Annotated in this window: 13 protein-coding genes; 3 read left to right on the forward strand and 10 right to left on the reverse strand. The window is 73.5% G+C overall.

Annotation, left to right across the window (positions count from 1 at the left end):
• Positions 1-57 precede the first annotated feature (57 nt).
• From groES to tsaB, 4 genes are all read right to left on the reverse strand, one after another.
• The gene (gene groES / locus GIS00_RS10310; RefSeq protein ID WP_407666833.1) at positions 58-357 is read right to left on the reverse strand and encodes a co-chaperone GroES; all 300 of its coding nucleotides are present in this window, start codon (positions 355-357) and stop codon (positions 58-60) included.
• A gap of 294 nt (positions 358-651) precedes the next feature.
• The gene (gene tsaD, locus GIS00_RS10315) at positions 652-1743 is read right to left on the reverse strand and encodes a tRNA (adenosine(37)-N6)-threonylcarbamoyltransferase complex transferase subunit TsaD (protein ID WP_154768390.1); all 1092 of its coding nucleotides are present in this window, start codon (positions 1741-1743) and stop codon (positions 652-654) included.
• A complete protein-coding gene (gene rimI / locus GIS00_RS10320; protein ID WP_154768391.1) occupies positions 1740-2222 on the reverse strand; it encodes a ribosomal protein S18-alanine N-acetyltransferase in 483 nt (160 codons plus the stop codon). The genes tsaD and rimI overlap by 4 nt, the downstream gene beginning before the upstream one ends.
• Positions 2223-2229: 7 nt before the next feature.
• On the reverse strand, positions 2230-2970 hold the full coding sequence (gene tsaB, locus GIS00_RS10325) for a tRNA (adenosine(37)-N6)-threonylcarbamoyltransferase complex dimerization subunit type 1 TsaB (protein WP_322097813.1): 741 nt from the start codon (positions 2968-2970) through the stop codon (positions 2230-2232).
• A 225-nt stretch (positions 2971-3195) separates the two neighbouring features.
• On the opposite strand from tsaB, the gene GIS00_RS10330 reads away from it, so the two are divergent.
• Both GIS00_RS10330 and GIS00_RS10335 read left to right on the forward strand, forming a co-directional pair.
• Entirely contained in the window at positions 3196-4251 is a 1056-nt protein-coding gene (locus GIS00_RS10330; protein ID WP_322097814.1) for a LacI family DNA-binding transcriptional regulator, read from the forward strand.
• A gap of 246 nt (positions 4252-4497) precedes the next feature.
• The gene (locus GIS00_RS10335; protein WP_322097815.1) at positions 4498-6090 is read left to right on the forward strand and encodes an amidohydrolase; all 1593 of its coding nucleotides are present in this window, start codon (positions 4498-4500) and stop codon (positions 6088-6090) included.
• A 229-nt stretch (positions 6091-6319) separates the two neighbouring features.
• Here the strand turns inward: GIS00_RS10335 and GIS00_RS10340 are convergent, their stop codons facing one another.
• Positions 6320-7066, reverse strand: a complete 747-nt coding sequence (locus GIS00_RS10340) for a hypothetical protein (protein WP_154768394.1) — start codon at positions 7064-7066, stop codon at positions 6320-6322.
• A 286-nt stretch (positions 7067-7352) separates the two neighbouring features.
• On the opposite strand from GIS00_RS10340, the gene GIS00_RS10345 reads away from it, so the two are divergent.
• The gene (locus GIS00_RS10345) at positions 7353-7655 is read left to right on the forward strand and encodes a hypothetical protein (protein WP_154768395.1); all 303 of its coding nucleotides are present in this window, start codon (positions 7353-7355) and stop codon (positions 7653-7655) included.
• A 227-nt stretch (positions 7656-7882) separates the two neighbouring features.
• On the opposite strand, the gene tsaE is transcribed toward GIS00_RS10345, so the two are convergent.
• The 5 genes from tsaE to glmS all read right to left on the reverse strand — a co-directional run bounded on the left by tsaE (position 7883) and on the right by glmS (position 13638).
• On the reverse strand, positions 7883-8365 hold the full coding sequence (gene tsaE / locus GIS00_RS10350) for a tRNA (adenosine(37)-N6)-threonylcarbamoyltransferase complex ATPase subunit type 1 TsaE (protein ID WP_154768396.1): 483 nt from the start codon (positions 8363-8365) through the stop codon (positions 7883-7885).
• The gene (locus GIS00_RS10355; RefSeq protein ID WP_154768397.1) at positions 8362-9474 is read right to left on the reverse strand and encodes an alpha/beta fold hydrolase; all 1113 of its coding nucleotides are present in this window, start codon (positions 9472-9474) and stop codon (positions 8362-8364) included. The genes tsaE and GIS00_RS10355 overlap by 4 nt, the downstream gene beginning before the upstream one ends.
• 301 nt (positions 9475-9775) lie before the next feature.
• Positions 9776-11230: an NAD(P)H-hydrate dehydratase gene (locus tag GIS00_RS10360; protein WP_230313438.1), complete on the reverse strand. Its 1455-nt coding sequence runs from the start codon at positions 11228-11230 to the stop codon at positions 9776-9778.
• Positions 11231-11297: 67 nt separating this feature from the next.
• Complete coding sequence (locus GIS00_RS10365; protein WP_154768613.1) at positions 11298-11675, reverse strand: holo-ACP synthase; 378 nt, start codon at positions 11673-11675, stop codon at positions 11298-11300.
• A gap of 79 nt (positions 11676-11754) precedes the next feature.
• Positions 11755-13638 (reverse strand): glutamine--fructose-6-phosphate transaminase (isomerizing), encoded by a 1884-nt coding sequence (glmS, locus tag GIS00_RS10370; RefSeq protein ID WP_154768399.1) that lies wholly within the window; start codon positions 13636-13638, stop codon positions 11755-11757.
• Between the last annotated feature and the right edge of the window lie 94 nt (positions 13639-13732).

Raw genomic sequence — 13732 nt, forward strand, 5'->3', positions numbered from 1 at the left:
CGCAGCGGGAAGAACCAGGCGGTGGGCCGGCTCAGCGAGCCGGCCCACCGCCGTCGATCACTTGGAGACCTTGGCCAGCACGTCGCGTGCCGACAGGATCAGGTAGTCCTGACCCGAGTACTTGACCTCGGTGCCGCCGTACTTCGAGTAGATGACGACGTCGCCCTCGGCGACGTCCAGCGGGACACGGTTGCCGTTGTCGTCGACACGGCCCGGTCCGACGGCCAGGACGGTGCCCTCCTGGGGCTTCTCCTTGGCGGTGTCGGGGATGACGATGCCGGACGCGGTCGTCGTTTCGGCCTCGTTGGCCTGGACGAGGATCTTGTCCTCGAGCGGCTGGATCTTCACGCTCGCCACGGTGTGACCTCCCCCTTCTGGGGTTTGTGAAAGCTGGATGACTGGCTGGACCTGTTGCTGCGAACGGAGCCGGGGCGGCCCGTCGTCGCGGGTGCCGGGCCGTCACTGCACCGTTCACTGGCACTCTAACCACGAGAGTGCCAGACCTCAACCGCCGGGGGTGTCCGGATGACGGGACTTCGATGGCAGACCGCTGTGAACCGGTGTCCGGCCGTGTGCGGTCCGCTGCCCGGCCGGGCCGTCGGTCCGGCCGTCGGGCCTGCGGCCGGAGCCGGGCAGCACCGGAGCGGTGGGTCAGGCCACGGAGACGGTGCCGACCGGGAGCCCCGGATCCCCGCCCAGCGCATCCGGCGACACCGGCCGCCCGGACCGCGCGACGTGTGCGCCCACGGCGGCGATCATCGCGCCGTTGTCCGTGCACAGACCGGGCCGGGGCACCCGCAGCTGCAGACCGGCCGCGGCACAGCGTTCCTCGGACAGCCCGCGGATGCGGGAGTTCGCCGCCACGCCGCCGGCCACCACGACGGTGCCGATGCCGAGATCGGTGGCCGCCCGCACCGTCTTGGCGGTGAGGACGTCGGCGACGGCCTCCTGGAAGGAGGCGCAGATGTCCGCCACCGGGACCGGCAACCCATCCCGCTGCAGCCCTTCGACATGGCGGGCGACCGCGGTCTTCAGCCCGGAGAAGGAGAAGTCGTAGGGCGCGTCCCGGGGCCCGGTGAGACCGCGCGGGAAACGGATCGCGGTGGGATCGCCCTCGGCGGCCAGCTTGTCGATGACCGGACCGCCGGGGTAACCGAGGCCGAGCAGCCGGGCCACCTTGTCGTAGGCCTCCCCGGCCGCGTCGTCGACGGTGGTGCCGATCTCGGTGATCGCGTCGGGCACCTCACCGCCGAGGCTGGTCACCTTCAGCAGCTGGGTGTGCCCGCCGGAGACCAGCAGCGCCAGGGTGGGCGAGGGCAGCGGGCCGTGCTCGAGGGTGTCCGCGGCGACATGACCGGCCAGGTGGTTCACCCCGAAGAGCGGTACGTCCCAGGCCGCCGCGTAGGCCTTCGCCGCGGCGATGCCGACCAGCAGCGCGCCGGCCAGGCCCGGACCGCTGGTGACCGCGACGGCGTCCACGTCGCGGTGCCGCAGGCCGGCCTTGTCGAAGGCGCTGCGCACGGTCGCCGTCATCGACTCGAGGTGCGCGCGGGACGCGATCTCCGGCACCACCCCGCCGAACCGGGCGTGCAGGTCCTGGCTGGAGGCCAGCTCGTGGCCGAGCAACTCCGGCCCGCCGTCGGTGATCCGGACCAGACCGGCGCCGGTCTCGTCGCAGGAGGACTCGATCCCGAGGATCACCGCACCGGGGCCGAGCACCGGCGCTCCAGTCGGGGCACTCATGCTGCCTTCACCGCCTTCTCCATGGTCCAGGCATCGGCACCGCTGGGCTGGTAGTAGTGCCGGCGCAGTCCGAGCCGCACGAACCCGACCGACTCGTACAGGCTGATGGCCGGCACGTTGTCCGTGCGCACCTCCAGCAGTACCCGGCGACCGGGTGCCGCCGCGAGCAGGTCCGCCAGCAGCTGCCGCCCCAGACCCCGCCCCTGGAACTCCGGGTCGATGCCGATGGTCTGCACCTCGGCCTCGCCGCCCGGCTCGTCCGGCGGCCCGACCAGCGCGATCCCGGCGTAACCGATGACCCGCTCGCCCTCCAGCGCGACCGAGTAGTGGTGCCCGGCGGCCAGTTCCGCGAAGAACATCGCCGAGGTCCACGGCGAGTCACCGGGGAAGAGCACCTGCTCCAGGTGCTCGAGCTGGTCGATCTGCCACCAGCGCAGCGGGTGCAGCGCCGGCGCGTCGCCGGCAGTGGGTCGGGTCATCGCGCGGTCACCGCTGTCCCGGCGCGGCGGGACCGAGCACGGACTTGCGGGTGGTGGGCTCGACGGCGTCCGGCTTGCGCAGGTAGAGCGGGGTGAGCGGGCCGGGCACGGCGCCGGTGAGCAGGGCCCGCATGGCGCGCTCGACCAGCCCCCAGCCGATCTCCCGGTGCACCGGGACGACGGGCAGGCCGAAGTGCTCGGCCGCGAGTTCCGCGCCGGCCCCGATCACCTGCACCGGCGCGGCGGCGGCTGCGGTGAGCCACTGGGCGAGCCCGGTGGCGGGCAGCACCTCCGGCCCGACGATCCGGCGGCCGTCCGGGCGGTACGCCGAGGCGTACACCTCGCGCCGGCGGGCGTCGGTGACCACCAGGAACTCCCCGGCGGCCGGGGCGTGCGCGCCGGCGACGGCGTCGTGGCTGGGCACACCGTGCACCGGGATCTCGAGGGCGTCGCCGAGCGCGGCCGCGGTGGCGATGCCCACCCGCAGGCCGGTGAACGGCCCCGGCCCCAGGCCGACCACCACGGCGTCGACGTCGCGCAGGCCGAAGCCGGCGTCGCCCAGCGTCTGTTTCGCCAGCGGGATCAGCTGCTCGACGTGCCGCCGCCCGTCGGTCTCCAGGCGTTCGGCGAGCAGCTCGTGCAGCGGCCCGGGCCCGTCCGGGCCGATCTCCACCTCGTGCGGCCGGCGCACGGTCGCCACCGCCGCAGTCACCGCAGGCGTCGACGTGTCCAGGGCCAGGATCAGCACGCGGACGATCTTAGGGCGTGTCCGCCCACCCCCGACCGGTCGGAGCGGCAGCGCCTGGCCCCCTGTTCCCGCGATGATCAACATCGTCTGCGCGTACGAAACCGTCGACTCCTGCCCCACCCGTCCCTTTGCCGCCCCGGAACCACGCGCCTGCGAAGTTGATCATCGCGGGAAGGGGTGGCCGCGGCGGGTGGGGGTGGCACGGTCTGCTCTAACGTGAGCCGGGTGGCCGACCACGTGACGCTCGCCGATGTCGCCAAGGTGGCCGGCGTGTCACTGGCTACCGCGTCCCGGGCACTGAACGGCGCCGCGAACCGCACCGTGCGCGCCGACCTGCGCGACCGGGTGCTGCGGGCCGCGACCGAACTCCGCTACTCCCCCAACGCGAACGCCCAGGCCATGGCGCGGGGCGCGACCTCCACCGTCGGCCTCGTCGTGCACGACATCGCCGACCCGTTCGCGGCCGCGATCGCCTCCGGGGTGATGGCGGCCGCCGGCGAGCGCGGGCTCATCGTCACCATCGCCTCCACCCTGTGGGACCCGGCGGCCGAGATCCGGCACGTGGAGGCGCTGCGCCGGGCCCGGGCCCGCACGGTGATCCTGGCCGGCTCGCGGTTCACCGACGAGGAGTCCGAGCGCCGGTTGCTGATGGAGATCAGCCAGATCACGGCGGCCGGCGGGCATGTTGCCACGGTCGGCCAGCAGCTGCCGGGCGTGCCCGCTGTGCTGCTCGACAACCTCGGCGGCGCACGGCGTCTCGCCCGGGTGCTGTGGACCCTCGGGTACCGCAGCTTCGCCGTGCTCTCCGGCCCGGAGAGCCTGCAGACCAGCGAGGAACGGCTCTCCGGGTTCCGCACCGGGCTCGCCGACTGCGGACACGATCTCCCTGCCGAGAACATCATCGGCACCCAGCTCACCCGGGACGGCGGCTACGTCGCGATGACCGAACTGCTGGACCGGGAGATCGAGGTCGAGGCGGTGTTCGCCGTCAACGACGTGATGGCGGTCGGCGCGATGGCGGCGCTGCGGGAGCAGGGCTGGGAGGTGCCGCGCGACATGGCACTCGCCGGCTTCGACGACATCACCACTTTGCGCGACATCCAGCCGCCGCTCACCACGGTCCGGGTGCCGCTGGCGCACCTCGGCCGGCGCGCGCTCGAACTCGCCCTGGGCCCGGCCGACGGCCCGGAGCCACCGCGCGGCGACGAATTCGACGGCCCTGCCCTGCCCGCCGTCCCCGGGGAGGTGGTGGTTCGGGCGAGCACCCCGCTCCGGACCTGACCCCGCCACTCCGCACGAGCACGAGCACGAACACGAACACGAACACGAACACGAACACGAACACGAACACGAACACCGCACCGCACCGCACCGCACCGCACCGCACCGCACCGCACCGCACCGCACCGCACATCCCGTCAGTACCGGCTCCGGAAGGACGACATGCACCACCCCGGAGCAACTCGACCCACGCCGCCCGTCCCGACATCCGCCGACCGCGGTACCGGCGCAGGCCAGGCGGACCTGGTGATCCGCAACGCCGCTCCCGCCATCGGCGGTCCTGCGGCGCTGGCTGTCCGCGCGGGCCGGATCGTTGGCGCGACCGCCGATCCGCGGGGGTCGGCGGACTGGACCGGTCCCTCCACCGAGGTGGTCGACGCCGGGGGCGGCACCCTGCTGCCCGGCTTCGTCGACGCCCACGTGCACCCCGTCACCGCCGGACGCAACATGCTCACCGTCGACCTCGCCGGCGCCCCGGACGCCGACGCCTACCTGTCCCGGATCGCGGCCTGGGTGCAGGCGCATCCCGGCGACGGCTGGGTCACCGGCGGCGGCTGGTCGATGGAACACTTCCCGGGCGGTCTGCCCCGCCGCGAGGTGCTGGACGCAGTCACCGGGGGACGACCGGCCTTCCTCTACAACCGCGACGTGCACGGCGCCTGGTCGAACACCGAGGCGCTGCGCCGGGGCGGGATCGACCACACCACACCGGATCCCGCGGACGGCCGGATCGAGCGGGACCCGGACGGCCGACCCGCCGGCATGCTGCACGAGGGCGCGGCCTACGCCTTCGAGACCGATGTGCTGCCGGCCCCTGGCGTCGACGATCTGGCCGCGGCGATCCTCGCGGCCCAGACCCGCTTGCACGCCTGGGGTGTCACCAGTTGGCAGGATGCCTGGGTCACGCCGGACTCCGCGCGGGCCTACCACTCGCTCGCCGTCGACGGCCGGCTGCGGTCCCGGACCGTCGGCGCGCTGTGGTGGGACCGGCACCGTGGCCTGGAGCAGCTCGACGAACTGGCCGACCGCCGGGACGCCCTGCGGCACAGCACGTTCGCACCGACCACCGTGAAGATCATGGTCGACGGGGTGCTGGAGAACAGCACCGGTGCACTGCTCGAGCCGTACTGCCGGTGCGACGGGATGCCCGGCGCCGACCGGGGCCTGGTCTACGTCGACCCCGAGATCCTCTCCCCGGCCGTCGATCTGCTGGAGCAGCACGGCTTCCAGGTGCACCTGCACGCGATCGGCGATCGTGCCGTCCGGATGTCGCTGGACGCCGTGCAGCACGCCCGTACCCGGCGGCCGGACCCCGGACTGCGCCATCACATCGCGCACGTGCAGGTGATCGACCCGGCGGACCTGCCACGGTTCGCCGCACTCGGCGTCACCGCGAACCTGCAGACCTACTGGGCCCAGCACGAACCCCAGATGGACGAGCTCACCGCGCCGTTCCTGGGAGAGCGGCGCACCGCGCTGCAGTACCCGTTCCGGACCCTCGCCGACAGCGGCGCCGGTCTGGCGATGGGCAGCGACTGGCCGGTCACCACGGCCGACCCGCTGCGCCAGCTCGAGGTGGCTGTGCGCCGCCGCGACCCGGACGACCGGGACAGCCCGGTCTTCCTCGCCGGGGAGGAGCTGTCGCTGGACACCGCGCTGAGGGCGTTCACCGCCGGGTCGGCAGCGGTCAACCACGATCCGGACGCCGAAGATCTGTCCGTCGGCAGTCGTGCGGACATCGTCCTGACGGACGTCGATCTCGCCGCACTGGAGGGCCGGATCGCCGATGCCCGGGTGGTTCTCACCGTCGTCGACGGCGAGATCGTCCACCAGGCATGATCTGTCGTCCGAACGGCGAGCGGATCCCCGGTCGCCGCCCGCCGACGCTGTGTTGGCCCTGCTCCGACCACTGGGCAGAGTCCGACCGGAGGGCACGGAACGGAACGACCAGCGGTCCTCCCGGTCCCCGGGGTCGCACCGGTCCACCATCGCTGTGCACCCCTCGTCGCACAGCAACTGGCGACGGCCGCGCCCCGGAGGACTCGGCCACCCCGGATCGGGTCGCGGTTCAGTCCGTGGTGCCGAGGATCCCCGCCAGCCACCAGCTGAGTTCGTCGGGCCCGGGCCGGCCCGGGCGGTCCGGGACCGCTTCGTGCACCGCCGCCGGCCGGTCGAGCAGGGCACCGGCCATCCGCCGGCAGTGCCGTGCGGAGGCCCGGTCGGGCAGCACCACGAGCAGCGTGCCATCAGGCAGCGCGGTCAGCGCGAGTGCGGTCGGCACCAGCTCGCGCAGTCGTCCGGCGTCCATCGCGGAGCGCAGCCGTCCCCAGACGTCCCCGCCCGCGGCCGAGCGCACCGTCACCACGAAAGCCCGATGGCCGGTCGCCAGCCGGTCCTGCAACCGCACCACGAACCCGGCCAGCGAGTCCTGACCGGACAGCGGGTCGTGCACCATCGCCTTCAGGTCCAGCGAGACCTCCTGGCGGTGCCGGGCGGCGAGCGCCACCTCCACCAGCGCGTCGGCCAGGTCGTCGTCGAGGACGGCGACCACTGCCAGTGTCCGCACCGCGGTGACGAGCTCCGAAGCGGTCAGCAGTCCGCCCGCCGCACGGCCGAGGTCGGCGACGGTGGGCCGGGGGTCGGTGCCGTCCAGCACGGCGGCACAGACGCGGCGGGCCGAGGCCGGCACCTGCTCGATCACGGGGTCGGCGGCGCACCAGCGGTCCAACAGCTCACGTGCGGGGGTGCGGTCGTCCGCGGACCCGGGGCCGTCGTGCGCCAGCGCCACGCTCCCGTCCCGGCCCTGCTCGGGCATCTGTCCTCTCGTCACACGATCAAGACGTGCCGAGGTGCTCGCTATGACGCGGAATCGGGGAACCAATCCTGGAAATCTGCGGATGAGACTCCGCCGAACGGCTCGCCACCACCCGATCGGTGCCACGCCGTCACCCTCGGTGACCAGCCGCCTGTGGTGACCTCTCCCGGGCGAGCGGGCCACCGTCCGGGGACACCGGGCCGGTTCTCCCGACCACGCCGCGTGCTCAGCAGGCTCACAGGTGAGGTCCAGCCCGCACCATGCAGCGCGGGCCAGAGTCTCTCCCATGACCACACCAGCGACCCCGGCCCCGACCCGTCTCCTCGGCACCCGGCTGATCCCGACGGCCCTGCAGACGTCCGCTTCGCGCCGCCCGGATGCGGCAGCGCAGTCCAGGTCCGGTCACGGGCGACGGTGGGCGGCCGGGATCGTCGCGGCCGGCCTGTTGGCGATCGGGCCGGTGTCGACCGCGGCAGCGCTGTCCGGCGCGGGAACCGCCGGGGCACCGACGGCCGCCCCGGCGCCGATCTCCACTGCGGCGTCCAGCACCGAACTGGTGGATCGCCGCACCGGCAGCATCGTGCTGTAGGGCGTGTCTCCCACACCTCGGATCTGCTCCGCACCGCCCTGAGAAAACAGTCGGATGCGTTGACAGATGTTCGCCAGGTCGGACAGCCAACCAGGATCCCCAGCTCCTCGACCGCCTTGCCGAGGGCCCAACAGGACGGCGCTCGCGACCATCCGGGATGGAGAGACACGCCCTGGGTGCACTGCCCAGGGAGGGCTCCCGGCCCGGTCACCGACCTCCACTCCGGATCAGTCGCGCAGGGTCTGCAAACGTTCTTCCCAGTCGCTGCCGGCGGCGGAAAGCGTGGCACCGCGTGAGTCGTCCGGCCGGCGCACCAGCTCGACCCGGAGATGACCGTCCGCGATCTGCTCGGCGACCCCGTCCCCCCACTCGACCACCGCCGCCGCTGCACCGAGATCCAGGTCCAGGTCGTCCATCTCGGCCACGCTGCCGAGGCGGTAGGCGTCCGCGTGCAGCAGGGTCAGCCCGCCCGGGTCGGTCGGCCGGTGCACCCGGACGATGACGAAGGTCGGCGACATGATCGTCGAGGTGATGCCCATCCCCACCGCGATGCCCTTGGCCATGGTGGTCTTGCCGGCGCCCAGCGGCCCGGACAGCAGGACCAGATCGCCGGCGCGGAGCAGCTCGCCGATCCGCCGGCCGAGCTCCCGGGCGTCCGCCTCCGTCGGCAGCTCGCGGTGCAGCACCGGGCGTTCCTCCGCAGTGGTCATCGCGCCGCCTCCCGCGCAGCCGTCGCAGCGGCGGCGTGCTCGACGGCGGCCAGCAACATCGGCCGCAGTGCGTCGTTGACCTCCACCGGCGCCTCCATCATCGCCATGTGCCCGGCGTCCGGGATCACCACCATCTCCGCCCGCGGCAGGGCCTCGGCGATGAACTCGGTGCGGCTCATCGGGGTCATCCGGTCCTTGTCACCCACGATCAGCACCGTCGGGATGTCGGCGAGCGCGGGCAGCGCGTCCGCGGTGTCCACGTTCATCACGGCCGGGATGAAGTCGGCGATCACCTCGATGGGCACGGACGAGATCATCTCGTCCAGGTAGTCGACCAGGTCCCCCGGGACGTTCTCCCGGGAGAAGCCGAGGGTCCGGGTGAGCAGCCAGACCGCGTCCCGACTGCCCGACCGGGTCCGTTCGATGACCTTCGGGTAGCGCGCCGCGGTGGCGGTGACCGCGCGGAACAGCGGGTTGCCGGTGCTGATCAGGGTGCGGCCGATGCCGGGCAGCGCCATCCGGGTCGCCGCCGTGGACACCAGGCCGACGCCGTGCACCCGCTCGGCGAAGAGATCCGGGCGCAGCCCGGCCAGCGTCATGGTGGCCATGCCGCCCATGGAGTGGCCGATGATCGCGATCGGCCCGTCCGGGACGGCGGTGGCGATGACGGCGGCCAGGTCGCCGGCGAGATCGGCCATCGTGACGTGGTCCTCGTCCGCCCGACCGGATCGCCCGTGGGACCGCTGGTCGTAGAACACCATCCGGGCGACCGGTCCGTCGCCCGAGCCGAACCCGGGACCGGCGAGGCCCAGCCGCTGGAAGTGCCAGGCACCGGACCGCAGGGTCCAGCCGTGGGCGAAGACGATGGTCAGGTCGGCGTCGACCGGTCCGGATTCCTCGACGTGCAGCACCACACCGTCGTCGGCGACCACCGAGTAGACGCGGTCGGCCTCGAGTGCGTCGTACGGCTCGCCGGGGTCCTCACCGGTGGCGGTGACGTGGTAGCGCCGGACCGCGCGCCGCTGCGCGGTGACCCCGCCCAGCGCGGCGGCACCGATCACGCCGGTCGCGATGCCGGCGATCCCGGCGATCCGGCCCCACGTGCTCACCCGGGCGCTCCCTTCCTGATCCCTGCTGGTCCGACCTGCCCTGCCGCCGGCTCATCGGTGGGAGACGTACCCGTTCGTCGCGATGGCACTCGCCACCCGGGTGAACCTCACGCGGGCCGGACGATCACACCATGCCGCTGGGGCCCACCGGGCATCTGCTGTCCGGGTGCCGGGTGCGGGTGTCCGTGGTGCGAGCACCATCGACGGGGAGACGGGCAGGGCAGCACCCGGCGGGACATGCCCCGACACCATCGACAGCGCTGCGGACGGGCCGTCCCGATGCGAGCTCGGTCCGGACGGCTCAGCGCAGCCGGTCCCAGAGCTGGTGGGCGCCGGCGGCGCGGTCGTGGGCGGCCCGCTCCCCCGCCCGCCCGTGCAGGTGGGCGCCGGCGGCGGCGGCGAGCAGCGGGTCGATCCCGGTCGCCAGCAGCGAGCCCATCACCCCGGCCAGCACGTCCCCGGACCCGGCGGTGGCCAGCCAACTGCTGCCGGTGGTGTTGACGTAGGCCCGCCCGTCCGGGGCGGCGATCACCGTGCGATGCCCCTTGAGCAGGATCACCGCACCGGTGGACGCGGCCGCCGCTCGTGCGGCCCCGAGCCGGTCGGTGAGGTCCAGGTCCGGGAACAGCCGGGCGAACTCGCCCTCGTGCGGGGTGAGCACCAGCGGTCCGCGCCGGCCCTCGAGCAAGGCGGGTTCGGCGGCCAGCAGGGTGAGCCCGTCCGCGTCCACCAGCACCGGGCCGTCGGCGGCGAGCACCGTGACCAGCCGGTCCCGGGCGGCGGTGTCGGTGCCGGCACCCGGCCCGACCACCCAGGCCTGCACCCGTCCGGCCCGGGAGGGGTCATCGGCACCCACCACCTCCGGCCAGGCCTGCACCACAGCCGCGGCCTGTGGACCGGCGTAGCGGACCATGCCCGGCCGCAGCCGCACCGCCCCGCCCACCGCCAGCACCGCCGCCCCCGGGTACTGCGCCGACCCGGCGACGATGCCGACCACGCCGCCGGAGTACTTGTCGTCGCCGCTGCCCGGGTCGGCCAGCAGGCCGGCGACGAGCTGGTCGGTCAGCACACCGACCGATGCCACCGCCGGGTCCGGCGCCATCCCGAGGTCGGCGACCACCACCCGGCCCGCCGAGGTGGACACCAGCAGGCCGGGTTTCGCGCCACCGAAGGTGACAGTGACGTCGGCATCGAAGATCTCGCCGGTGGCGACGCCGGAGTCGGGGTCCAGACCGCTCGGCAGGTCGACGGCGACCCGCAGGGCCGCGCAGCGGTTGGCCAGCCGGACCAGGGACGCCGCCGGCTCCCGCAGCGGCGGGCGGGCAGCCAGTCCCACCAGCCCGTCGATCACCACATCTGCTGCAGCGAGCAGCTTCTCGACATCTGCCCGTGCGACATCGAGCAGCCGGCCGCCCACCCGGCGCAGGCCGGCGGCGCCGGCCGGGTGCGCCCGGGCCGGATCGGTGAGCAGGGCCGTCACCGCGCCGCCGCGCCGACGGAGCGCGACACCGGCCCACAGCGCATCACCGCCGTTGTTCCCGGCACCCACCAGCAGCACCACCGAGCGACCCACCACGTGGCCGTCCAGGGCGTCGAGCACCGCCGTGGTGAGTTCCCCGGCCGCACGCCGCATCAGCGCACCCTCCGGTGTGCGGGCCAGCGCCGCACGCTCGGCGTCCCGTATCTGCGCCACGGTGCACGAGGGGATCCCCGGGGTCGGTGGGGTACCGAAGGTCGGGGGTGTGGCGATGGTCATCTGCTGCTCCTGCGCCGACGAGGGGATCTCCATCCTGCGGTACCCGGATCAGCCTGCGGTACCCGGATCAGCGCAGCGCCAGCACCACCGCGGCCGCGATCCCGGCGTCGTGCGAGAGCGACAGCTGCCAGGACGACACCCCTTGCGCCGCAGCGGCATCCGCCACGGTATCGGACATGACCAGCTCCGGCCGCCCGGACGCGGCGGTCTCGACCCGGCAGTGATGCCAGTCCATCCCGGCCGGCACCCCGAGGGCCTTCGCGACCGCCTCCTTGGCGGCGAACCGGGCCGCCAGCGAGGCGGACCCGCGCGGCCGCCCGGACGGGGTGAGCCGTTCGGCGGGGGTGAACAGCCGGTCGGCCAGGGCCGGGGTGCGCTCCAGGGTGGCGGCGAACCGGTCGATCGCCACCACGTCGATGCCGATGCCGACCACGCCGGACGGCATCGGGCCGGACGGGAACGACATCATCAAGGGCTCCGGGAGGGGTTGCGGCGCAACGGATCCCCGCATCCCGTGCGGCGGCTCACTCGACGGTGACGGACTTGGCCAGGTTGCGCGGCTTGTCGATGTCGTACCCGCGGGTGCGGGCGATCTCGGCGGCCAGTACCTGCAGCGGGATGGTGGACACCAGCGGCTGCAGCAGGGCCGGCACCCGGGGCAGCTCGATGAGGAAGTCGGCGAACGGCGCGATGGTGTCGTCCCCCTCCTCGCCGATCACGATGGTGCGCGCACCACGCGCCTGCACCTCGCGGATGTTGGACAGCAGCTTGCTGTGCAACAACGGCATCGACTTCGGTGACGGGGTGACGACAACGACCGGCAGCCCCTCCTCAACCAGCGCGATCGGGCCGTGCTTGAGCTCGCCGGCGGCGAAGCCCTCGGCGTGCATGTAGGCGAGTTCCTTGAGCTTGAGCGCACCCTCGAGGGCCACCGGGAAACCGACGTGCCGGCCGAGGAACAGCACCGCCTTCGAGTCGGCGATGGACCGGCCCAGCTCCCGCACCGGCTCCAGCAGCTCCAGCGTCTGCTCGACGGCGCGCGGGATCTCGGACAGCGCCTGGAAGTCGCGGGCCACCTCGTCCGCGTACTTGGTGCCGCGGGCCTGCGCCAGCGCCAGTCCGACCAGGTAGTTCGCGGTGATCTGTGCCAGGAACGCCTTCGTCGAGGCCACCCCGACCTCCGGCCCGGCGTGGGTGTAGACCACGGCGTCGGACTCCCGCGGGATCTGCGAACCGTTGGTGTTGCACACGGCCAGCACGCGGGCCCGCTGCCGCCGCGCGTGCCGGACCGCCTCCAGGGTGTCGGCGGTCTCGCCGGACTGACTCACGGCCACCACCAGCGTGTCCCGGTCCAGCACCGGGTCGCGGTACCGGAACTCGGACGCCAGCTCGACCTCGACGGGCAGCCGGGTCCAGTGCTCGATGGCGTACTTCGCGACCAGACCGGAGTGGTACGCGCTGCCGCAGGCGACCACGAACACCTTGTCGATGGTGCGCAGCTCGTCCTCGCCGAGGCGCTGCTCGTCGAGCACGATCCGGGTGCCGTCGAAGTGACCGCGCAGGGTGTCGGCGACCGCGGCCGGCTGCTCGGCGATCTCCTTGTCCATGAAGGTGGCGAAGCCGCCCTTCTCGGCCGCGGCCAGGTCCCAGTCGACGTGGAAGGTGCGGTAGTCGGCCTCGCCGCCGGAGAAGCAGGTGATCTTGTACCCGTCCGGGGTGATGACCACCAGCTGGTCCTGGCCGAGTTCGATCGCCTCGCGGGTGTGCGAGATGAACGCGGCGACGTCGCTGGCCACGAACATCTCGCCCTCGCCGACGCCGACCACCAGTGGCGAGTTGCGCCGGGCTGCGACGATCACGCCGGGGGCGTCGACATGGGTGGCGACCAGGGTGAAGGCGCCCTCCAGCCGGCGGCACACCGCGGCCATCGAGGCTGCCAGGTCGCCGGCGGTGGCGCCGGTGTCGAAGGCGGCGCCGAGCAGGTGCGCCACCACCTCGGTGTCGGTGTCGCTGGCCAGCTCGATGCCGGAATTCTCCAGCTCGGTACGCAGCGGCGCGAAGTTCTCGATGATCCCGTTGTGGATGACCGCGGTACGGCGGGACCGGTCGGTGTGCGGGTGCGCGTTGCGGTCGGTCGGGCCGCCGTGGGTGGCCCACCGGGTGTGCCCCATCCCGGTCCGCCCGGCCAGCGACACCGCGCCGGTGTCGACGTAGGCGGTCAGGTTCGCCAGCACACCGGCCTTCTTCGCCGTCTGCTGCACCGCGTCGGGTGCGAGCCCGTCCGCACCCGGCTCCGGCAGCACCGCCACCCCGGCCGAGTCGTACCCGCGGTACTCCAACCTGCGCAGACCGTCCAGGACGACGGGCAGCGCCTGCTTCGGACCGGTGTACCCGACGATGCCACACATGCCGATCAGGCTAGCCGCTCGGGCACCGCCCGAACCGCAGGTCCGCGAGCGTGCCGACCTCGCCGGTGAGGCGGTCCGGGGGCGTCCTGGCCGG

This window comes from Nakamurella alba (assembly GCF_009707545.1).
Taxonomy (GTDB): Bacteria; Actinomycetota; Actinomycetes; order Mycobacteriales; family Nakamurellaceae; genus Nakamurella; species Nakamurella alba.